Origin of the sequence: Nonomuraea sp. NPDC049141, assembly GCF_040648415.1 — a bacterium.
GTDB lineage: Bacteria > Actinomycetota > Actinomycetes > Streptosporangiales > Streptosporangiaceae > Nonomuraea.
Map to the genome: position 1 here is coordinate 317,499 of NZ_JBEZDR010000014.1, position 21,232 is coordinate 338,730.

General features: G+C 65.9%; 27 protein-coding genes. All 27 read right to left on the reverse strand.

Going from position 1 to position 21,232, the window contains the following annotated elements; translation table 11 throughout:
- Positions 1-127: 127 nt before the first annotated feature.
- The gene (rplO, locus tag AB0B91_RS38355) at positions 128-583 is read right to left on the reverse strand and encodes a 50S ribosomal protein L15 (RefSeq protein WP_345558121.1); all 456 of its coding nucleotides are present in this window, start codon (positions 581-583) and stop codon (positions 128-130) included.
- 2 nt (positions 584-585) lie between these two features.
- The gene (gene rpmD / locus AB0B91_RS38360; protein ID WP_132509679.1) at positions 586-768 is read right to left on the reverse strand and encodes a 50S ribosomal protein L30; all 183 of its coding nucleotides are present in this window, start codon (positions 766-768) and stop codon (positions 586-588) included.
- A gap of 2 nt (positions 769-770) precedes the next feature.
- Positions 771-1,400 (reverse strand): 30S ribosomal protein S5, encoded by a 630-nt coding sequence (rpsE, locus tag AB0B91_RS38365; RefSeq protein ID WP_049572667.1) that lies wholly within the window; start codon positions 1,398-1,400, stop codon positions 771-773.
- A 49-nt stretch (positions 1,401-1,449) separates the two neighbouring features.
- Complete coding sequence (rplR, locus tag AB0B91_RS38370; RefSeq protein ID WP_358330625.1) at positions 1,450-1,833, reverse strand: 50S ribosomal protein L18; 384 nt, start codon at positions 1,831-1,833, stop codon at positions 1,450-1,452.
- A gap of 2 nt (positions 1,834-1,835) precedes the next feature.
- Entirely contained in the window at positions 1,836-2,378 is a 543-nt protein-coding gene (gene rplF / locus AB0B91_RS38375) for a 50S ribosomal protein L6 (RefSeq protein ID WP_214633184.1), read from the reverse strand.
- 16 nt (positions 2,379-2,394) lie between these two features.
- Positions 2,395-2,793, reverse strand: a complete 399-nt coding sequence (rpsH, locus tag AB0B91_RS38380) for a 30S ribosomal protein S8 (protein WP_192789898.1) — start codon at positions 2,791-2,793, stop codon at positions 2,395-2,397.
- Positions 2,794-2,961: 168 nt separating this feature from the next.
- On the reverse strand, positions 2,962-3,147 hold the full coding sequence (locus tag AB0B91_RS38385) for a type Z 30S ribosomal protein S14 (RefSeq protein WP_090769707.1): 186 nt from the start codon (positions 3,145-3,147) through the stop codon (positions 2,962-2,964).
- Between the two features lie 2 nt (positions 3,148-3,149).
- A complete protein-coding gene (rplE, locus tag AB0B91_RS38390; protein WP_214633183.1) occupies positions 3,150-3,725 on the reverse strand; it encodes a 50S ribosomal protein L5 in 576 nt (191 codons plus the stop codon).
- On the reverse strand, positions 3,725-4,027 hold the full coding sequence (gene rplX, locus AB0B91_RS38395) for a 50S ribosomal protein L24 (protein ID WP_358330662.1): 303 nt from the start codon (positions 4,025-4,027) through the stop codon (positions 3,725-3,727). The genes rplE and rplX overlap by 1 nt, the downstream gene beginning before the upstream one ends.
- An 8-nt stretch (positions 4,028-4,035) precedes the next feature.
- Positions 4,036-4,407 (reverse strand): 50S ribosomal protein L14, encoded by a 372-nt coding sequence (gene rplN, locus AB0B91_RS38400; protein WP_026214151.1) that lies wholly within the window; start codon positions 4,405-4,407, stop codon positions 4,036-4,038.
- Positions 4,408-4,595: 188 nt separating this feature from the next.
- Entirely contained in the window at positions 4,596-4,892 is a 297-nt protein-coding gene (rpsQ, locus tag AB0B91_RS38405) for a 30S ribosomal protein S17 (RefSeq protein WP_214633181.1), read from the reverse strand.
- Positions 4,885-5,121: a 50S ribosomal protein L29 gene (rpmC, locus tag AB0B91_RS38410; protein WP_214633180.1), complete on the reverse strand. Its 237-nt coding sequence runs from the start codon at positions 5,119-5,121 to the stop codon at positions 4,885-4,887. Before rpmC ends, rpsQ begins: the two co-directional genes overlap by 8 nt.
- Positions 5,121-5,540, reverse strand: coding sequence for a 50S ribosomal protein L16 (gene rplP, locus AB0B91_RS38415; RefSeq protein ID WP_219539596.1), 420 nt, complete (start codon positions 5,538-5,540; stop codon positions 5,121-5,123). The genes rpmC and rplP overlap by 1 nt, the downstream gene beginning before the upstream one ends.
- Positions 5,541-5,542: 2 nt before the next feature.
- Positions 5,543-6,406: a 30S ribosomal protein S3 gene (gene rpsC, locus AB0B91_RS38420; protein WP_358330628.1), complete on the reverse strand. Its 864-nt coding sequence runs from the start codon at positions 6,404-6,406 to the stop codon at positions 5,543-5,545.
- On the reverse strand, positions 6,406-6,759 hold the full coding sequence (gene rplV / locus AB0B91_RS38425) for a 50S ribosomal protein L22 (protein WP_219539598.1): 354 nt from the start codon (positions 6,757-6,759) through the stop codon (positions 6,406-6,408). The genes rpsC and rplV overlap by 1 nt, the downstream gene beginning before the upstream one ends.
- Positions 6,760-6,791: 32 nt before the next feature.
- A complete protein-coding gene (gene rpsS / locus AB0B91_RS38430; RefSeq protein ID WP_358026393.1) occupies positions 6,792-7,070 on the reverse strand; it encodes a 30S ribosomal protein S19 in 279 nt (92 codons plus the stop codon).
- An 11-nt stretch (positions 7,071-7,081) separates the two neighbouring features.
- Positions 7,082-7,918 (reverse strand): 50S ribosomal protein L2, encoded by an 837-nt coding sequence (rplB, locus tag AB0B91_RS38435; protein WP_214633175.1) that lies wholly within the window; start codon positions 7,916-7,918, stop codon positions 7,082-7,084.
- Between the two features lie 104 nt (positions 7,919-8,022).
- Positions 8,023-8,325 (reverse strand): 50S ribosomal protein L23, encoded by a 303-nt coding sequence (gene rplW, locus AB0B91_RS38440; RefSeq protein WP_358026397.1) that lies wholly within the window; start codon positions 8,323-8,325, stop codon positions 8,023-8,025.
- Positions 8,325-8,987 carry a 50S ribosomal protein L4 gene (gene rplD, locus AB0B91_RS38445; RefSeq protein ID WP_219539601.1) on the reverse strand — a complete coding sequence of 221 codons (663 nt, stop codon included), beginning with the start codon at positions 8,985-8,987 and terminating at the stop codon, positions 8,325-8,327. Before rplD ends, rplW begins: the two co-directional genes overlap by 1 nt.
- The gene (rplC, locus tag AB0B91_RS38450) at positions 8,984-9,637 is read right to left on the reverse strand and encodes a 50S ribosomal protein L3 (RefSeq protein WP_219539602.1); all 654 of its coding nucleotides are present in this window, start codon (positions 9,635-9,637) and stop codon (positions 8,984-8,986) included. The genes rplD and rplC overlap by 4 nt, the downstream gene beginning before the upstream one ends.
- A 14-nt stretch (positions 9,638-9,651) precedes the next feature.
- Positions 9,652-9,960, reverse strand: a complete 309-nt coding sequence (gene rpsJ, locus AB0B91_RS38455) for a 30S ribosomal protein S10 (protein WP_012887830.1) — start codon at positions 9,958-9,960, stop codon at positions 9,652-9,654.
- 275 nt (positions 9,961-10,235) lie between these two features.
- Positions 10,236-11,429 carry an elongation factor Tu gene (tuf, locus tag AB0B91_RS38460; RefSeq protein WP_358330632.1) on the reverse strand — a complete coding sequence of 398 codons (1,194 nt, stop codon included), beginning with the start codon at positions 11,427-11,429 and terminating at the stop codon, positions 10,236-10,238.
- Positions 11,430-11,579: 150 nt separating this feature from the next.
- Entirely contained in the window at positions 11,580-13,679 is a 2,100-nt protein-coding gene (gene fusA, locus AB0B91_RS38465) for an elongation factor G (protein ID WP_358330635.1), read from the reverse strand.
- A gap of 39 nt (positions 13,680-13,718) precedes the next feature.
- Positions 13,719-14,189: a 30S ribosomal protein S7 gene (rpsG, locus tag AB0B91_RS38470; protein WP_138670613.1), complete on the reverse strand. Its 471-nt coding sequence runs from the start codon at positions 14,187-14,189 to the stop codon at positions 13,719-13,721.
- 2 nt (positions 14,190-14,191) lie between these two features.
- Entirely contained in the window at positions 14,192-14,566 is a 375-nt protein-coding gene (gene rpsL, locus AB0B91_RS38475) for a 30S ribosomal protein S12 (protein WP_214633169.1), read from the reverse strand.
- A gap of 649 nt (positions 14,567-15,215) precedes the next feature.
- Positions 15,216-19,091, reverse strand: a complete 3,876-nt coding sequence (locus AB0B91_RS38480) for a DNA-directed RNA polymerase subunit beta' (protein ID WP_358330639.1) — start codon at positions 19,089-19,091, stop codon at positions 15,216-15,218.
- 17 nt (positions 19,092-19,108) lie between these two features.
- Positions 19,109-21,232: DNA-directed RNA polymerase subunit beta (locus tag AB0B91_RS38485; RefSeq protein ID WP_358330642.1), on the reverse strand; the 2,124-nt coding region annotated here is incomplete at its 5' end.

Here is a 21,232-nt window from a genome sequence, read left to right on the forward strand (position 1 = left end):
GGTGCGGGGATCTGCCATCAGAAGTCTCTGGTAAAACGAGCCGGACAGAAGCCTGCCGTCTCGCGAACTCTAACGCACTACGGGCGTGGGGGCCCATGGACAGAGCCCCCACGCCTCGTAATAGCTCTTACAGCTCGGTAACGGAACCCCCAGCAGCGGCGATTTTCTCCTTCGCGGCGGACGAGAAGGCGTGAGCCTGCACGTTCACCGCGACCGAGATCTCGCCGGTGCCGAGCACCTTCACCAGCTGGTTCTTGCGGACAGCACCCTTGGCGACCAGCGTCTCGACAGTGACCTCGCCACCGTCGGGGAACAACTCGCCGATCCTGTCCAGATTGACAACCTGGTAGGTCGTCTTGAACAGCGCGTTGGAGAAGCCCTTGAGCTTCGGCAGACGCCTCTGCAGCGGCACCTGGCCACCCTCGAAACCGAGGGGGACCGTCGTACGGGCGTGGCTGCCCTTGGTGCCGCGACCGGACGTCTTACCCTTGGACGCCTCGCCACGGCCCTTGCGGACCTTGGACTTGTTGGCGCCGGGGGCCGGACGCAGATCGTGAATCTTGAGCGGAGCCTTGTCAGTCATGACTAGTCGACCTCTTCCACCTCGACGAGGTGCGTCACCACGGTGACCATGCCGCGAATCTCGGGCCGGTCCTCCTTGACGACGACATCGCCGATTCGCTTCAGGCCAAGCGAACGCAGCGAGTCACGCTGGTTCTGCTTGCCACCGATCTTCGAGCGAACCTGAGTGATCTTCAGGCGTGCCATGACTAGCTCACCGCCTTGGCTGCCGCGGCTTCGGCGATGCCTTCGCGCTGAGCCTTCAGCATCCTGGCCGGAGCGACGTCCTCGATCGGCAGGCCACGGCGGGCGGCGATCTCCTCGGGCCGGGAAAGACCCTTCAGAGCCGCCACGGTGGCGTGCACGATGTTGATCGGGTTGTCCGAGCCGAGCGACTTGGACAGGACGTCGTGGATCCCGGCGCACTCCAGTACGGCGCGCACCGGGCCACCGGCGATGACGCCGGTACCGGCGGAGGCCGGACGCAGGAAGACGACACCGGCCGCCTCTTCACCCTGCACGGTGTGCGGGATGGTGCCCTGGATGCGCGGCACCTTGAAGAAGTGCTTCTTCGCTTCCTCGACACCCTTGGCGATGGCCGCGGGGACTTCCTTGGCCTTGCCATAGCCGACGCCGACCAGGCCGTTGCCGTCACCGACGACGACGAGGGCGGTGAAGCTGAAGCGACGACCACCCTTCACGACCTTGGCCACTCGGTTGATCTTCACTACGCGCTCGATGTACGAGACGCCCTTGTCGGCGGCGCCGCCGCGGCGATCGTCACGACGGTCACGCCGCTCGCCACCGGTGCCGCCACCGCGACGCGGAGCTGCAGCCATCAGTGGTTCCTCATCTCAGTTGCCATTAGTTGCGATGTCCGGGCCCGCATCAGAACTCGAGCCCGCCTTCGCGGGCGCTGTCCGCCAGAGCGGCGATGCGCCCTGCGTAGCGGTTGCCACCACGGTCGAACACAACCGCGGTGATCCCGGCTTCCTTGGCCCGCTGAGCGAGGAGCTCGCCGACCTTCTTGGCCTTCTCGGTCTTGTCAACCTCGAGCGTGCGCAGCGCGGAGTCCATGGTGGACGCGCTCACCAGCGTGTGGCCGACGGAGTCGTCCACGATCTGCACGAACAGGTGACGAGTCGAGCGGTTGACGACCAAGCGCGGACGCGCGGCCGTACCGACGACGTTCTTGCGGACGCGGCGGTGACGGCGGGCCCGCGAGACGGTGCGGGCAGCCGTGTGCTTGCCGAACGCAGTCTTCGGAGCCATGCCTACTTACCAGCCTTTCCGACCTTGCGGCGGATCTGTTCGCCCTGGTAACGCACGCCCTTGCCCTTGTACGGGTCAGGCTTGCGCAACTTGCGGATGTTGGCCGCGACCTCGCCGACCTTCTGCTTGTCGATGCCGTCCACGTGGAACAGGGTCGGCCTCTCGACACGGAAGGTGACGCCCTCGGGGGCGTCGACGATGACCGGGTGACTGAAGCCCAGTGCGAACTCCAGCTGCGTCGGGCCCTTGGCCTGAACGCGGTAACCGACGCCGACGATCTCCAAGGTCTTGGAGTAGCCCTGCGTGACGCCCTGCACCATGTTGGCGATCAGCGTCCGCGACAGGCCGTGCAGCGCACGAACCTTGTTCTCGTCGTTCGGCCGGGTGACGGCGATAGCGCCGTCGTCGTCGCGACCCACCACGATGGGCTCCGCGACCGTATGAGAAAGCGTGCCCTTCGGGCCCTTGACCTGAACATCCTGGCCGCTGATCGCGATGTCTACGCCATTCGGCACAGGGATGGGCAGCCGTCCGATTCTCGACATGCTGTGTTCCTCCCCTCTACCAGACGTAGGCGAGGACTTCCCCGCCCACACCACGCTTGCCGGCCTGCTTGTCGGTCATGAGGCCGGCGGACGTCGAGATGATCGCGACACCCAGCCCACCCAGGACTCGAGGCAGATTGTCCTTCTTCGCATACACCCGCAGACCGGGCTTCGACACCCGGCGCAGTCCCGCGAGCGACCGCTCACGGGTAGGCCCGAACTTGAGCTCCACCACGAGGTTCTTGCCAACCTTGGCGTCTTCGACAGTCCAAGCCTGGATGTAACCCTCCTGCTGGAGGATCTCGGCGATGTGCGCCTTGATCTTCGAATACGGCATCGTCACGCTGTCGTGGTACGCCGAGTTCGCATTACGCAGACGCGTCAGCATGTCTGCGATCGGGTCGGTCATCGTCATGGCCAGTGGCCTTCCTCGCCGCGGTTTCCAGTCGGTGAAGCAGAGCTCTACCGGTGGACCTTCGGCGCGGTCATGGGCGCTCTCCGCGAGAGCACCCTGGTTTGACAGTTCTACATATGTACGGCCGGCAGCCCCACGGGGGCGACACGTGGCCGCCCCCAAGGGTAACTACCAGCTGGACTTGGTGATGCCAGGCAGCTCGCCCCGGTGCGCCATCTCACGGAAGCACACACGGCAGAGCCCGAACTTGCGGTAGACGGCGCGGGGCCGGCCACAACGCGTGCAACGGGTGTACGCCCGGACTTCGAACTTCTGCTTACGCCCTGCCTTGGCGATCAGCGACTTCTTCGCCATGATCAGGCCTCCTTGAAGGGGAACCCGAGGAGCTTCAGCAGCGCCCGGCCCTGGTCGTCGTTCTTCGCGGTGGTCACGACCGTGATGTCCATGCCCCGCGGCCGGTCGACCTTGTCCTGGTCGACCTCGTGGAACATGACCTGCTCGGTCAGACCGAACGTGTAGTTGCCGTTGCCGTCGAACTGCTTGGGCGACAGGCCACGGAAGTCCCTGATGCGGGGCAGCGCCAGCGACAGAAGCCTGTCGAGGAACTCCCACATCCGGTCGCCGCGGAGGGTGACGTGCGCACCGATCGGCATGCCCTCGCGCAGCTTGAACTGGGCGATGGACTTGCGCGCCCGGACGACGGCCGGCTTCTGACCGGTGATCACGGTGAGGTCGCGAACGGCCCCCTCGATGAGCTTCGAGTCGCGAGCCGCCTCGCCGACACCCATGTTGACCTTGATCTTCACCAGGCCGGGGATCTGCATGACGTTCTCGATGCCGAAGTCCTCGCGAAGCTTGGCCGCGATCTCCTCGCGGTACTTCGTCTTGAGGCGCGGCGTCGGACGCTCGGTCTCAGTAGTCGTGGCAGTCATCAGCTGTCCTCACCCGTCTCGTCGGCCTTGTCGTCGGCCTTCTTGTCGGCGGGCTTGTCGTCGCGCTTCTCGTCCTTGAGCTTCTTCACGTTGCTCACGTGGATGGGAGCCTCCATGGTCTGCACGCCGCCGGTCTTGGCGCCGCGCGGACCCTGGTGGGTCTCCTTCGCGTGCTTCTTGATCATGTTGATGCCCTCGACCACCACGCGGTCTTCCCGCGGGAGGGTGGCGATGACATGACCCTTGGCACCCTTGTCCTTACCGGCGATGACCTGGACGAGGTCACCCTTCTTCACATGCAGCTTCGGCATTACAACACCTCCGGCGCGAGCGAGATGATGCGCATGAACTTCTTGTCGCGCAGCTCACGGCCCACCGGGCCGAAGATACGGGTGCCGCGAGGGTCGCCGCTGTCCTTGATGATGACGGCGGCGTTCTCGTCGAAGCGGATGTAGGAGCCGTCGGGCCGGCGGCGCTCCTTGACCGTGCGGACGATTACGGCCTTGACCACGTCGCCCTTCTTGACGCCCGTGCTACCGGGCAGGGCATCCTTGACAGTGGCGACGATCACGTCGCCGATACCGGCGTAGCGTCGGCCCGAGCCACCGAGAACGCGGATGCAAAGAATCTCCTTGGCACCCGTGTTGTCGGCGACCTTGAGCCGCGACTCCTGCTGGATCACGTTTCTTCTCCTGATCAGTCGCGCTGGTTCTCGTCATTGCCGAGCCTGGCGGAACTTGTATGGTCTTTTTCCTCCGGCCACAGCTCCAGGAGCCGCACCGCAGGCGACGCGAGGCCGGGGCCTCGCGTCCTTGGACACCGTCATGGGGGCCTGGAGGCCCCCACGAGGCGCGGTATATCCGAGAAGTGTTACTTGGCCTTCTCGAGGATCTCCACGACCCTCCACCGCTTGGTGGCGGAGAGGGGGCGGGTCTCCATCAGAAGCACACGGTCGCCGACGCCACAGGCGTTGGCCTCGTCGTGTGCCTTGTACTTGGTCGTACGGCGAATGACCTTGCCGTACAGACGGTGCTTGACACGGTCCTCGACGGCGACGACGACGGTCTTGTCCATCTTGTCGCTGACGACCAGGCCCTCACGGACCTTGCGGAAGTTCCGCGAGTCGTCGTTCGTCTCGGTGGTCTCTGTGGTCTCGGTCTCAGCCATCGCTCGTCTCCTTCTCAACCGTGATGATGCCAAGCTCGCGCTCGCGCATCACGGTGTAGATACGGGCGATCTCGCGGCGGACGGCACGCAGCCGCCCGTGGCTCTCCAACTGTCCGGTCGCTGCCTGGAAGCGGAGGTTGAACAGCTCCTCCTTGGCCTCCTTGAGCTTCTGGACCAGGGTGTCCTCGTCCTCGACTCGCAGCTCGCCGGCGGTCAGGCCCTTAGCCATCACGCCTCACCAACTTCACGCTTAACGATCTTGCACTTCATGGGCAGCTTGTGGATCGCGCGAGTGAGCGCCTCGCGGGCAACCGACTCGGCGACACCGGAAAGCTCGAACATGACGCGACCCGGCTTGACGTTGGCGATCCACCACTCGGGCGAACCCTTACCGGAACCCATGCGGGTCTCAGCCGGCTTCTTGGTCAGCGGGCGGTCGGGGTAGATGTTGATCCACACCTTTCCACCACGCTTGATGTGACGGGTCATCGCAATACGAGCCGACTCGATCTGGCGGTTGGTCACGTAGGAGTGCTCAACAGCCTGGATGCCGAACTCGCCGAACACGACCCTGGTGCCGCCCTTGGCGGCACCGCTGCGGTCGGGCCGGTGCTGCTTGCGGTGCTTGACCCTGCGCGGGATCAGCATGGTCAGCTCCCTTCAGCACCCGGCTGCGCAGCCGGGCCGGTCTCGGGGGCAGCCTGTGAGGCCGCCTCAGTCCTGGGGGCGCGGTCGCCACGACCGCCACCGCGACGGGCGCCACCGGCGCCGCCACCACGGCGCGGACGGTCACCGCCGCCGCCGCCACCGGGGCCGCCGCGACGGTCGTCACGCTCACGACGCTGGCCGGCGCGGGCACCGGCAGCGGCCGCCTCACGCTCGGCGCGGCTGGTGGGCGCCTCGCCCTTGTAGATCCACACCTTCACGCCGATGCGGCCGAAGGTGGTGCGGGCCTCGTAGAAGCCGTAGTCGATGTCCGCGCGGAGCGTGTGCAGCGGCACGCGGCCCTCGCGGTAGAACTCCGACCTCGACATCTCAGCGCCGCCAAGACGGCCCGAGCACTGCACCCGGATGCCCTTGGCGCCGCTCTTCATGGCCGACTGCATGGCCTTGCGCATGGCACGACGGAACGAGACGCGGCTGGAGAGCTGCTCGGCGACACCCTGCGCGACGAGCTGGGCGTCGATCTCGGGGTTCTTCACCTCGAGGATGTTGAGCTGGACCTGCTTCTTGGTCAGCTTCTCCAGGTCACCGCGGATGCGGTCGGCCTCCGCGCCGCGACGGCCGATGACGATGCCCGGCCGGGCGGTGTGGATGTCGACCTGGACGCGGTCGGTCGTGCGCTCGATCTCCACCTTGGAGATGCCGGCCCGCTCCATGCCCTTTTGCAGCATGCGACGGATCGACACGTCCTCGGCGACGTACGACTTGTACAGCTTGTCGGCGTACCACCGGCTCTTGAAGTCGGTCGTGATGCCGAGGCGGAACCCGTGCGGGTTAACCTTCTGGCCCACTATCGGGTCCTTCCCTTCGGCTCGCGGGACTCCACGATCACGGTGATGTGGCTCGTCCGCTTGTTGATCCGATAGGCACGACCCTGGGCACGCGGACGGAACCGCTTCAGCGTCGGGCCCTCATCGACCCACGCCCGGCTCACGAAGAGCGTCTGGGGGTCGAGATCGAAGTTGTGCTCTGCATTTGCCATGGCGCTCGAGAGCACCTTGTAGATCGGCTCGCTCGCCGACTGGGGAGCGAACTGCAGCACGGCCTGCGCCTCCGAAGCGGGCAGCCCGCGAATAAGGTCCACCACGCGGCGGGCCTTGAGGGGCGTGACGCGGACGAACCGCGCCTGAGCCCTGGCTTCCATCGCTTACTCCTCTTAACTGCTTCTGAAGGCGTCTATCGCCGGCTGCGGCGATCTTCCTTGACGTGGCTGCGGAAGGTACGCGTCGGGGCGAACTCTCCCAGCTTGTGGCCGATCATCGACTCGGTGACGAACACCGGGACGTGCTTGCGGCCGTCGTGCACGGCGATCGTGTGCCCGAGCATGTCCGGCACGATCATGGAGCGCCGCGACCACGTCTTGATAACGGTCTTGGTGCCCTTCTCGTTCTGAACGTCCACCTTCTTGGCGAGGTGGTCGTCGACGAAGGGACCCTTCTTAAGGCTACGTGGCATATCGGCTGCTCCTACCGCTTCTTCCTCTTGCTCCGGCGGCGGATGATCAGCCGGTCGCTGGACTTGTTGGCCTGGCGGGTACGGCCCTCGGGCTTGCCCTTCGGGTTCACCGGGTGGCGACCACCGGAGGTCTTACCCTCACCACCACCGTGCGGGTGGTCAACGGGGTTCATGGCGACACCGCGGACGGTCGGGCGCTTGCCCTTCCACCTCATGCGGCCGGCCTTGCCCCAGTTGATGTTGGCCTGCTCGGCGTTGCCGACCTGACCCACCGACGCCCGGCAGCGCACGTCGACCATGCGCATTTCACCGGACGGCATACGCAGCGTGGCGTACTGGCCTTCCTTGGCGAGCAGCTGGATCTGAGCGCCAGCGGAGCGGCCGAGCTTGGCGCCGCCGCCCGGACGGAGCTCCACCGCGTGGATGAAGGTACCCGTCGGGATGTTGCGCAGCGGCAGGCAGTTGCCCGGCTTGATGTCGGCCCCGGCGCCGTTCTCGATGCGGTCGCCCTGCTTGAGGCCGGTCGGCGCGATGATGTAGCGCTTCTCGCCGTCGGCGTAGTGCAGCAGAGCGATGTTGGCGGTGCGGTTGGGGTCGTACTCGATGTGAGCGACCTTCGCCGGGATGCCGTCCTTGTCATGCCTCCGGAAGTCGATGATCCGGTAGGCGCGCTTGTGACCGCCGCCTTGGTGGCGAGCGGTGACCCGGCCGTGTACGTTGCGGCCGCCCTTGCTGTGAAGGGGCGCAAGCAACGACTTCTCGGGCGTGCTGCGGGTGATCTCGGAGAAGTCCGAGACACTCGACCCGCGGCGACCCGGAGTCGTCGGCTTGTACTTACGGATGCCCATCTTTTTCGTTCATCCTTCGTCGGTTACATGGGTGAGCCCGCCGCACGAACGTGCGACGGTCTCTACCCTTGGCAAGCCGTACGGCCCGCCTACTTCTATGGCTGCTAGCCGATCTGACCGAAGATGTCGATCCGATCGCCCTCGACCAGGCTCACAATCGCGCGCTTGGTGTCGGGACGCTTGCCGAAACCGGTGCGGGTGCGCTTGCGCTTGCCCTGCCGGTTGATCGTGTTCACGCTGGTGACCTTGACCCCGAAGATCTGCTCAACAGCGATCTTGACCTGGGTCTTGTTCGCGGTATTGCGCACCAGGAACGTGTACTTGTTGTTCTCATCGATCAGGCCGTAGCTCTTCTCAGAGACGACCGGCTTGATGATGATGTCGCGCGGGTCGGCGATCTTCTCCATCAGGCGTCAGCCCCTTCACTCGCATTGGCCGACCCTGCCGACAGCCGCGCCACGACCTGGTCGTACGCCTCCTGGGTGAAGACCACGTCGTCGTGGCAGAGCACGTCGTAGGTGTTGAGCTGCCCGGAGTCCAGCAGGTGAACCTCGGGAGCGTTGCGCAGGCTCAGCCAGGTCAGCTCGTCGGCCTCGTCGACGACGAGGAGGACGGTCCTGGACTGGGTGATCTTACGCAGGGCCTCGAGAGCCGCCTTGGTCTTCGGCGTCTCGCCGGTGACCAGACCGCTCACGACGTGCACGCGCCCGCCGCTCGCCCTGTCGGACAGGGCACCGCGCAGGGCGGCGACCTTCATCTTCTTGGGCGTCCGCTGCGAGTAGTCGCGCGGCACCGGGCCGTGGACGACGCCACCACCGGTGAACTGCGGCGCGCGGGTCGAGCCCTGACGGGCGCGACCGGTGCCCTTCTGGCGGTACGGCTTCTTGCCGCCGCCCCTGACCTCACCACGGGTCTTGGCCTTGTGGGTGCCCTGCCGGCGAGCGGCGAGCTGGGCCACGACCACCTGGTGGATCAGCGGAATGTTGACCTTGGCGCCGAAGATGTCTTCGGGCAGGTCGACGGTGCCGGCCTTGGAACCGCTGGCGTCGAGGACGTCAATGCTGGTCACTTGGCAGCCCCCTTCTTGGCAGCGGTGCGGACGAGGACCAGGCTGCCGTTGGCGCCGGGGATCGCACCCTTGATCAGGATGAGACCGTTCTCGACGTCGACGGCGTGAACCTTGAGGCTCTGCACGGTGGTGCGGACGTTACCCATCCGACCAGCCATGCGGAGACCCTTGAATACGCGGCCCGGGGTGGCGCAGCCACCGATGGAACCCGGCGAGCGGTGCTTGCGCTGCGTACCGTGCGACGCGCTCAGGCCCTTGAAGCCGTGTCGCTTCATGACACCGGCGAAGCCCTTGCCCTTGCTCTTGCCCGTCACGTCGACGAACTGGCCGGCCTCGAAGGTGTCGGCCAGGAGTTCCTGGCCCAGGGTGTAGTCGCTAGCGTCGTCGGTGCGGATCTCCGCGAAGTAACGGCGCGGGGTGATGTCGTGCTTACGCAGGTAGTCGCCGAGCGGCTTGTTGACCTTCCGTGGGTCGACCTGTCCGAAGCCGAGCTGAACGGCGGAATAGCCATCCTTGTCGGCGGTGCGGACCCTGGTAACCACGCACGGACCGGCCTCGACCACGGTTACCGGAACCATCCGGTTGTCCGCGTCGAAGACCTGGGTCATGCCGAGCTTCTTGCCCAGGACGCCCTTGATCGTCTTAGCCATGTCAGTGCGTTCCCTCAGAGCTTGATCGAAATGTCGACGCCCGCGGGGAGGTCGAGCCGCATGAGCGAGTCGACGGTCTTGGGCGTCGGGTCGATGATGTCAATCAGCCGCTTGTGCGTGCGCATCTCGAAGTGCTCGCGGCTGTCCTTGTACTTGTGCGGCGAGCGGATGACGCAGTACACGTTCTTCTCGGTCGGCAGCGGCACCGGGCCCGCGACCTTCGCGCCAGTCCGCGTCACCGTCTCGACGATCTTCTTGGCCGAGCTGTCGATGACCTCGTGGTCATAGGCCTTAAGCCGGATGCGGATCTTTTGTCCCGCCATAGTGGCCTCGGTGTCCTTCGCTGTCGTCTGAAAAAGTATCGTGCGGCCTGTTGCCGCTATTCGTGCAGGACGAGCCCGCACAACCCCACGTGACAGACGTTGATGATCTGCCGTTTTCTTCCGTGATCCGGCAGTTACTTCGGTCACTCCGAAGCCACTGCGAGATCACGGCTTTCCCGTGAGGCCTGAGGGCGGGAGCCGTAGGGACTCCTGCCCTCTCGTGGTGCGGCGGTCGGCCTCGATATCCGAGGGACGACCGCCGCCCCGCGATCGTACTACTTGATGATCTTGATGACCCGGCCGGCGCCGACGGTGCGGCCACCCTCACGGATCGCGAACTTGAGACCGTCCTCCATGGCGATGGGCTGGATCAGCTCAACGCGCATCTCGGTGTTGTCGCCCGGCATGACCATCTCGGTGCCCTCGGGGAGGTGCACGACACCGGTCACGTCAGTCGTACGGAAGTAGAACTGCGGGCGGTAGTTGTTGAAGAACGGCGTGTGGCGGCCGCCCTCGTCCTTCGACAGGATGTAGACCTGGCCGTTGAACTCGGTGTGCGGGGTGGTCGTGCCCGGCTTGATGATGCACTGGCCGCGCTCGACGTCGTCGCGCTTGATGCCGCGGAGCAGCAGCGCGGCGTTGTCGCCCGCGTGACCCTCGTCGAGGATCTTGTTGAACATCTCGATGCTGGTGACCGTGGTGGTCGTCTTCTCGGCCTTGATGCCGATGATGTCGACCTGCTCGTTGGTCTTGACGACACCGCGCTCGATACGGCCGGTGACGACCGTGCCGCGACCGGTGATCGAGAAGACGTCCTCGACCGGCATGAGGAACGGCTTGTCCGTCTCGCGGGGCGGCTCGGGCACGTTCTCGTCGACCGCGTTCATCAGCTCGATGATGCTGTCGGCCCACTTCGCGTCGCCCTCAAGAGCCTTGAGCGCGGAGACGCGAACGACCGGAAGGTCGTCGCCGGGGAACTCCTGAGCCGAGAGCAGCTCACGGACCTCGAGCTCGACGAGCTCCAGGATCTCCTCGTCGTCGACCATGTCGGCCTTGTTGAGGGCCACGACGATGTAGGGGACGCCGACCTGGCGGGCCAGGAGGACGTGCTCCTTCGTCTGCGGCATCGGGCCGTCAGTGGCGGCGACCACGAGGATCGCACCGTCCATCTGCGCGGCACCGGTGATCATGTTCTTCACGTAGTCCGCGTGACCGGGGCAGTCCACGTGAGCGTAGTGGCGCTTCTCCGTCTGGTACTCGACGTGCGCGATGGAGATCGTGATGCCGCGGGCCTTCTCCTCCGGCGCCTTGTCGATCTTGTCGAACGGAGTAGCCTTGTTCAGCTCGGGGAAACGGTCGTGGAGCACCTTGGTGATCGCCGCGGTCAGCGTGGTCTTGCCGTGGTCGATGTGCCCAATGGTGCCGATGTTCATGTGCGGCTTGTTCCGCTCGAACTTGGCCTTAGCCACTGGTTCTCTCCTTGAGAATCTGACTGACTTTCGTCTACACACTCGGGCCCGGGTGATCCCGAACCCCTAGGCGGTGAGGCGGCTCGCACCGCCCCACCAGAGGCCGAAGCCCCTTGACGGCCGGGCTGGGCCCGGCCGGGGGTTCCGGGACTAGTCGCCCCGGACCTTCGCGACGATCTCCTTGGCGATGCCCGGAGGCACCTCCGAGTAAGAGTCGAACTGCATGCTGTAGCTCGCGCGCCCCTGCGTCTTGCTACGCAGGTCGCCCACGTAGCCGAACATCTCAGAAAGCGGTACGAGCGCCGAGACGACACGGGCACCAGCCCGCTCGTCCATCGCCTGGATCTGCCCGCGGCGACCGTTGAGGTCACCGATGACGTCACCCATGTAGTCCTCGGGCGTGGTGACCTCGACGGCCATCATCGGTTCGAGGAGTACAGCGTCGGCCTTGCGAGCGGCCTCCTTGAAGGCCATCGAGCCGGCGATCTTGAAGGCCATTTCCGAGGAGTCGACGTCGTGCGCGGCACCGTCGATCAGCGTCACCTTCACGCCCACCATCGGATAGCCGGCCAGCACGCCGAACTCGGCGGCCTCCTGGGCACCCGCGTCGACCGAGGGGATGTACTCCCTCGGGACCCGGCCACCCGTGACCTTGTTCTCGAACTCGTAGCCGTCGTTGCCTTCGCCCAGCGGTTCGAGTTTGATGATGACCCGCGCGAACTGGCCGGACCCACCCGTCTGCTTCTTGTGGGTGTAGTCGACCTTGTCCACCGTGCGGCGGATGGTCTCGCGGTAGGCCACCTGAGGACGACCGACGTTGGCCTCGACCTTGAACTCGCGACGCATACGGTCGACGAGGATCTCCAGGTGAAGCTCGCCCATGCCCCAGATGACCGTCTGGCCGGTCTCCTCGTCACGACGGACCTGGAAGGACGGGTCCTCCTCGGCCAGCCGCTGGATCGCGGTCGACAGCTTCTCCTGGTCGCCCTTGGTCTTGGGCTCGATCGCGACGTTGATGACCGGAGCCGGGAACGTCATGGACTCGAGCACGACCTGGTTGGCCGGGTCGGACAGGGTGTCGCCGGTCGTGGTGTCCTTGAGACCCATGACGGCGACGATCTGGCCGGCGGAGGCCACCGGGCGCTCCTCACGCTTGTTCGCGTGCATCTGGTAGATCTTGCCGATCCGCTCCTTCCGGCCCTTCACCGAGTTCACGACCTGTGAACCCGACTCGAGAGTGCCGGAGTAGATGCGGATGTAGGTGATCTTGCCCAGGTGCGGGTCGCTCGCGATCTTGAACGCCAGCGCGGAGAACGGCTCGGTCGGGTCCGCGTGACGGACGACGACCTTCTCCTCGTTGCCGACCGCGTGGCCTTCGAAGGCCGGGATGTCGATCGGCGCGGGGAGGTAGGCGACCACCGCGTCGAGCAGGGGCTGCACGCCCTTGTTCTTGAACGCGGTGCCGGTGAGAACCGGGTTGATGACGCTGGCCAGCGTCGCGCGGCGGATAGCCGCGACCAGCTGCTCCTCGGTGGGCTCGATCGCCTCGAGGAAGAGCTCCATCATCTCGTCGTCGTTCTCGGCGACGGTCTCGACGAGCTTGTCGCGCCACTCACGAGCGGCTTCGGCGTGGTCGGCCGGGATGTCGACGACGTCGTACATCTCGCCCTTGGCCGCGTCCTCGCTCCAGAGCAGGCCCTTCATCTTCACCAGGTCGATGACGCCCTTGAAACCGGCCTCGACGCCCCAGGGAAGCTGAATGACCGCCGGGGTGGCGCCCAGACGCGTGACCATCATGTCGACGCAGCGGTGGAACTCCGCGCCGACCCGGTCCATCTTGTTCACGAAGCAAATGCGGGGGACGTTGTAGCGGTCGGCCTGACGCCACACCGTCTCCGACTGCGGCTCGACGCCCGCGACACCGTCGAACACGGTGACCGCACCGTCGAGGACACGAAGGTTACGCTCGACCTCGATGGTGAAGTCGACGTGGCCGGGGGTGTCGATCAGGTTGATCGTGTGACCGTCCCACTCGCAGGTCGTCGCAGCGGACGTGATCGTGATGCCACGCTCCTGCTCCTGCTCCATCCAGTCCATGGTGGCTGCGCCATCGTGGACTTCACCGATCTTGTAGTTGATGCCGGTGTAGAACAGGATGCGCTCAGTCGTGGTGGTCTTACCCGCGTCGATATGGGCGATGATCCCGATGTTTCGGACCTTTGCCAGGTCTAGAGCGGTCGTTGCGGCCACTTCTCTCGCGTCCTCGTCGTCTCGTCGAACCCGCCGGGGTTACCAGCGGTAGTGGGCGAAGGCCTTGTTGGACTCGGCCATCTTGTGGGTGTCCTCGCGCTTCTTGACACTCGCTCCGAGGCCATTGCTGGCGTCGAGGAGCTCGTTCATGAGGCGCTCGGTCATGGTCTTCTCGCGGCGGGCGCGGGAGTACTGCACCAGCCAGCGCAGGGCCAGCGTCGTGCTGCGCGCGGCGCGCACCTCGACCGGCACCTGGTAGGTCGCGCCACCAACACGACGGCTGCGAACCTCGAGGGTCGGCTTGACGTTGTCAAGCGCGCGCTTCAGGGTGACGACCGGGTCGTTGCCCGTCTTGTCCCTGCAGCCCTCAAGGGCGCCGTACACGATCGACTGCGCGATGGAACGCTTGCCGTCCAGGAGCACCTTGTTGATCAGAGCGGTGACCAGCGGCGAGCTGTAGACCGGGTCAGACATGAGCTGACGGCGGCCGGGAGAACCCTTGCGAGGCATAGTTAGCTCTTCTCCCTCTTCGCGCCGTACTTGCTGCGAGCCTGCTTGCGGTTGCGGACACCCTGGGTGTCCAGCGAACCGCGAATGATCTTGTAGCGGACACCCGGCAGGTCCTTCACACGACCGCCGCGCACGAGCACGATGGAGTGCTCCTGCAGGTTGTGGCCCACACCGGGGATGTAAGCCGTGACCTCGATGCCGTTGGTGAGCCGAACACGGGCCACCTTGCGCAGTGCCGAGTTGGGCTTCTTAGGGGTCGTGGTGTAGACGCGCTGGCACACACCTCGACGCTGCGGATTCGCCCTTAGGGCAGGAGTCTTGGTCTTGGCGACCTTGTCCTGCCGGCCCTTGCGGACCAACTGCTGAATAGTGGGCACTGCCACTCCGTTCGTGCTGGCCGGTAATACGTCTTGTGCATTTCGCAGGTTCTGCCGGTGTCATGACCTGCTGGTTTTCCCCGTCTCGGCGCCCCCGCGCTCGGGCGTGTCGCGCTCTTCGCACAGACACATCCGCAGGGACAACGAGCCAGGAAGCCGTCCGGCGCTCCCATATATGAGCGCACAGCCGAGAGCCCGCTAACGACGGGCACGATGCTCTAGACTACCCAGGCCCACGCGACACGTCAAAGCAGCGCGACAAAGCGGACACGCTTTTGCCACTACTGCTGGTCGCTGGGCCCTCTTCGATACATGCCCGGCTACTGCTCCACGCCCATGATATCCGGCCCACGGAGTATTTCGTCGCGGTTCCCCATGATGACTCGCACCGGACCACGCATGGCCATGCGCGCGCTGGATGGGCGCACCAGGCATCGGAACCTGTGAAGTGGTCCCGGCTACCCTCCGACCACCCAGACGGCCCAGAGCGCGCACGTAGCGGCGCCCAGCCCGTAAACCGGAGGAGCGTGCCCCTGGAGGGAGCCCGGCCCCGTACGGCGGGTGGGGCCCACCGGGCTGGCCGTAACTACCAAAACAAAGCACCGCGCCCGGATCACCAAGATCCAGACGCGGTGCTTCGAAACGCTGACTAGCGGTTGTACTGACCGAAGTCGTACTCCTCCAGCGGAACGGCCTCGCCGCTGCCGGTGCCGAAGGTGTAGTCGGCCGCGGAACCGTCGTATCCACCGACGGTGTACATCGCCGCCTTGGCCTCTTCGGTGGGCTCGACCCGGATGTTGCGGTACTGGGGCATGCCCGTACCGGCCGGGATGAGCTTACCGATGATGACGTTCTCCTTCAGGCCCAGGAGCGAGTCGGACTTGGCGTGGATCGCCGCGTCCGTCAGGACCCTGGTGGTCTCCTGGAAGGAGGCCGCCGACAGCCACGACTCGGTGGCGAGCGACGCCTTCGTGATGCCCATGAGCACCGGGCGACCGGCGGCCGGGGAGCCACCTTCCGCCACCGTCTGGCGGTTCATCTGCTCGAAGCGCGGGCGCTCGACGAGCTCGCCGGGCAGCAGGTCGGTCTCGCCGGACTCCAGCACGTTCACGCGCTTGAGCATCTGCCGCACGATGATCTCGATGTGCTTGTCGTGGATCGACACACCCTGCGAGCGGTACACCTGCTGGACCTCGGCCACCAGGTGCAGCTGCACGGCCCGCGGGCCGAGGATGCGCAGCACCTCGTTGGGGTTGACCGCACCGGCGACCAGCTGCTGGCCGACCGTCACGCGCTGGCCATCGGAGATGAGCAGGCGTGAACGCATCGAGACCGGGTACGCGATCTCCTCCGAACCGTCATCCGGTGTGATGACGATCTTACGAGACTTGTCGGTCTCGTCGATGCGGACCCTGCCCTCGGTCTCGGAGATCGGGGCGACACCCTTGGGGATGCGCGCCTCGAAGAGCTCCTGGACACGGGGCAGACCGTGGGTGATGTCGGCGCCCGCCACACCACCGGTGTGGAAGGTACGCATCGTCAGCTGCGTGCCCGGCTCACCGATCGACTGGGCGGCGATGATGCCGACCGCCTCGCCGACGTCGACGAGCTTGCCGGTCGCCAGCGAGCGGCCGTAGCAGGTCGCGCAGACGCCGATCTTGGCTTCGCAGACGAGCGCGCTCCGCGTGCGGACGGTCTCGATGCCGGCCTCGACCAGCGCGGTGACGTGGATGTCGTTGATGTCGACACCAGCCGCCGCGATGACCTTGCCGTCGACCTCGACGTCCTCGGCCAGGATGCGGCCGTGCACGTTGGACTCGGCGTTCTCCGCCTTGACCAGGTTGCCCGACGCGTCCCGATCGGCGACGTGCAGCGGGACCCCGCGGTCGGTGCCGCAGTCGATCTCACGCACGATGACGTCCTGCGCCACGTCCACCAGACGACGGGTCAGGTAACCCGAGTCGGCGGTACGCAGGGCGGTGTCGGCCAGACCCTTCCGCTGTCCGTGGGTGGAGATGAAGTACTCCAGCACCGACAGGCCCTCGCGGAACGAGGCCTTGATCGGACGCGGGATCGTCTCACCCTTGGTGTTGGACACCAGACCACGGATGCCGGCGATCTGACGCACCTGCATCTTGTTGCCTCGGGCACCGGAGTTGACCATCATCCAGACCGGGTTGGTCGCCGGGAAGGCGTTGACCATGTCGGTCTCGACGTCGGCCGTCGCGTGCGTCCAGATCTCGATGAGCTCCTGACGGCGCTCCTCGTCGGTGATCAGACCACGCTCGTACTCACGCTGGACCTTGTCGGCCCGGCGCTCGTAGTTCTCCATGATGGTGGCCTTGTTGGGCGGCGCGACGACGTCGTCGATCGAGATCGTGACACCGGAGCGGGTCGCCCAGCGGAAGCCGGCGTCCTTGAGCGCGTCGAGCGAGTTGGCCACGTCGACCTTGGGATAGGTCTCGGCCAGCTCGTTGACGATGACGGACAGCTGCTTCTTGCCGACCTGGAAGTTGACGAACGGGTAGCTCGCCGGCAGCGTCTGGTTGAACAGGCACCGGCCGAACGTCGTCTCCAGACGGATCGGGTCACCCTGCTCCCAGCCCTCCGGCGCGACCCACTCGCGGGGCGGCAGGACGTCCTTGAGCCGGATCTGGATCTTCGCCTGGATCTCCAGCTCGTGACGGTCGAAGGCCATCTGAGCCTCGGCGATCGAGCCGAAGACCCGGCCCTCGCCCGCCGCGCCGTCCTTCTGGGTGGTCAGCCAGTAGAGGCCGATGACCATGTCCTGGGTGGGCATCGTCACGGGCTTGCCGTCGGCCGGCTTGAGGATGTTGTTGGTCGAGAGCATCAGGATGCGTGCCTCGGCCTGGGCCTCAGCCGACAGCGGCAGGTGCACGGCCATCTGGTCACCGTCGAAGTCCGCGTTGAACGCGGTGCAGACGAGCGGGTGGATCTGGATGGCCTTGCCCTCGACCAGCTGCGGCTCGAACGCCTGGATGCCCAGACGGTGGAGCGTCGGAGCGCGGTTGAGCAGCACCGGGTGCTCGGTGATGACCTCTTCGAGCACGTCCCACACGACCGGACGAGCCCGCTCGACCATCCGCTTGGCCGACTTGATGTTCTGGGCGTGGTTGAGATCGACCAGCCTCTTCATCACGAACGGCTTGAACAGCTCCAGCGCCATCTGCTTGGGCAGACCGCACTGGTGCAGCTTGAGCTGCGGGCCGACGACGATGACCGAACGGCCGGAGTAGTCGACTCGCTTGCCCAGCAGGTTCTGGCGGAACCGGCCCTGCTTGCCCTTCAGCATGTCGCTGAGGGACTTGAGCGGACGGTTGCCGGGACCGGTGACCGGGCGACCACGACGGCCGTTGTCGAACAGCGCGTCGACGGCCTCCTGGAGCATCCGCTTCTCGTTGTTTACGATGATCTCGGGCGCGCCGAGGTCGAGCAGACGCTTAAGGCGGTTGTTCCGGTTGATGACCCGGCGGTACAGGTCGTTCAGGTCGGAGGTCGCGAACCGGCCACCGTCGAGCTGCACCATCGGGCGCAGGTCCGGCGGGATGACCGGGATGCAGTCGAGCACCATGCCACGCGGCGAGTTGGTGGTGTTGAGGAACGCCGACACGACCTTGAGCCGCTTGAGCGCGCGGGCCTTCTTCTGGCCCTTGCCGCTGCGGATCGTCTCGCGCAGGTTCTCCGACTCGACGTCGAGGTCGAAGCTGATCAGGCGGTCCTGGATCGCCTGAGCGCCCATGCCGCCCTTGAAGTAGCGGCCGAAGCGGTCGCGCATCTCGCGGTAGAGCAGCTCGTCGCCCTCAAGGTCCTGGACCTTGAGGTTCTTGAAGCGGCTCCACACCTCGTCGAGCCGGTCCAGCTCACGCTGGGCCCGGTCGCGAAGCTGACGCATCTCGCGCTCGGCGCCCTCACGGACCTTGCGGCGCTGGTCGCCCTTGGCGCCCGCGGCCTCAAGCTCGCCCAGGTCGCCTTCGAGCTTCTTCTGCCTGGCCTCGACGTCGGCGTCACGGCGCTGCTCGATGTGCTGCCGCTCGACGGAGATCTTCGCCTCCAGCGAGGGCAGGTCACGCTCACGCATCTCGGTGTCGACATGCGTGATCATGTACGCCGCGAAGTAGATGACCTTCTCCAGGTCCTTCGGGGCCAGGTCGAGCAGGTAACCGAGGCGCGACGGGACGCCCTTGAAGTACCAGATGTGCGTGACGGGCGCGGCCAGCTCGATGTGGCCCATCCGCTCACGACGCACCTTGGCGCGAGTCACCTCGACGCCACAGCGCTCACAGATGATGCCCTTGAACCGGACGCGCTTGTACTTGCCGCAGTAGCACTCCCAGTCGCGGGTCGGACCGAAGATCTTCTCGCAGAAGAGCCCGTCCTTTTCCGGCTTGAGGGTGCGGTAGTTGATGGTCTCTGGCTTCTTTACCTCGCCGTGCGACCACTGACGGATGTCGTCGGCCGTCGCGAGGCCGATCCTGAGCTCGTCGAAGAAGTTGACGTCTAGCATTTTGTGCGATCTCCCCCTCAGACTTCTTCCACGCTGCTCGGCTCACGCCGGGACAGATCGATACCGAGCTCCTCCGCCGCGCGGAAGACGTCCTCGTCGGTGTCACGCATCTCGATGGACATGCCGTCGCTGGAGAGCACCTCGACGTTGAGGCACAGCGACTGCATTTCCTTGATGAGGACCTTGAAGGACTCCGGGATGCCCGGCTCGGGGATGTTCTCGCCCTTGACGATCGCCTCGTAGACCTTCACGCGGCCCAGGACGTCGTCGGACTTGATCGTCAGCAGCTCCTGGAGCGCGTAGGCGGCGCCGTACGCCTCCAGAGCCCAGACCTCCATCTCACCGAAGCGCTGGCCACCGAACTGGGCCTTACCGCCGAGCGGCTGCTGGGTGATCATGGAGTAGGGGCCGGTCGACCGGGCGTGGATCTTGTCATCGACCAGGTGGAGCAGCTTCAGGATGTAGATGTAGCCGACCGCGATCGGATAGGGGAACGGCTCGCCGGAGCGGCCGTCGAACAGCTTGGCCTTTCCGCTCTGCTGCACCATCCGGTCGCCGTCGCGGTTGGCGACGGTGTTGCCGAGGAGGCCGACGATCTCCTCCTCGTGGGCGCCGTCGAAGACCGGCGTGGCCATGTTGGTGCGCGGGGCGACCTTCTCGAAGCCCTTGTCACGCAGCCGCTCGGCCCAGGCTTCCTGGACGCCGGAGATGTCCCAGCCGCGGGCGGCGATCCACCCGAGGTGGGTCTCCAGCACCTGGCCGACGTTCATTCGGCCGGGCACGCCCAGGGGGTTGAGGATGATGTCGACCGGGGTGCCGTCCTCCAGGAACGGCATGTCCTCGACCGGCAGGATCTTGGAGATGACACCCTTGTTGCCGTGCCGGCCGGCCAGCTTGTCGCCGTCGGTGATCTTACGCTTCTGGGCCACGTAGACGCGGACCAGCTCGTTGACACCGGGCGGCAGCTCGTCGCCCTCTTCGCGGGAGAACACGCGGACCCCGATGACCTTGCCCTGCTCGCCGTGCGGCACCTTCAGCGAGGTGTCGCGGACTTCACGGGCCTTCTCACCGAAGATCGCGCGCAGCAGCCGCTCCTCCGGGGTCAGCTCGGTCTCGCCCTTCGGGGTGACCTTGCCGACCAGGATGTCGCCGGGTACGACCTCGGCGCCGATGCGGATGATGCCGCGCTCGTCGAGGTCGGCCAGGACCTCCTCGGAGACGTTGGGGATGTCCCGGGTGATCTCCTCAGGGCCCAGCTTGGTGTCGCGGGCGTCGACCTCGTGCTCCTCGATGTGGATCGAGGACAGGACGTCGTCCTGCACCAGCCGCTGGGACAGGATGATCGCGTCTTCGTAGTTGTGGCCCTCCCATGGCATGAACGCCACGAGGAGGTTCTTGCCCAGCGCCATCTCACCGGTGTCGGTGCAGGGACCGTCGGCGATGACCTGGTTGACCTCGACCCGGTCGCCCTCGGCGACGATGGGCTTCTGGTTGAAGGAGGTGCCCTGGTTGGACCGCTTGAACTTGGCGACACGGTAGGTGGTGCGGGTGCCGTCGTCGTTCATCACGGTGACGTAGTCGGCGGAGACCTCCTCGACCACGCCCGCCTTCTCGGCGCTGATGACGTCACCGGCGTCGGTCGCGGCACGGTATTCCATGCCGGTGCCGACCAGCGGCGCCTCGCTCTTGAGCAGCGGCACCGACTGGCGCTGCATGTTGGAGCCCATGAGCGCGCGGTTGGCGTCGTCGTGCTCCAGGAACGGGATCATCGCGGTGGCCACCGACACCATCTGGCGCGGCGAGACGTCGATGTAGTCGACCTCTTCGGCCCGGGCCAGCTCGGTCTCGCCGCCCTTGGTGCGGACCAGGACGCGAGCCTCGGCGAACGAGCCGTCGGGGTTGATCGCGCTGTTGGCCTGCGCCTTGACGAAGCGGTCTTCCTCGTCGGCGGTCAGGTAGTCGATCTGTTCGGTCACCTTGCCGTCGACGACCTTGCGGTAAGGCGTCTCCACGAAGCCGAAGGCGTTGATCCGGCCGTAGGAGGCCAGCGAGCCGATCAGGCCGATGTTGGGGCCTTCCGGGGTCTCGATCGGGCACATCCGGCCGTAGTGGGACGGGTGCACGTCACGAACCTCGAAGCC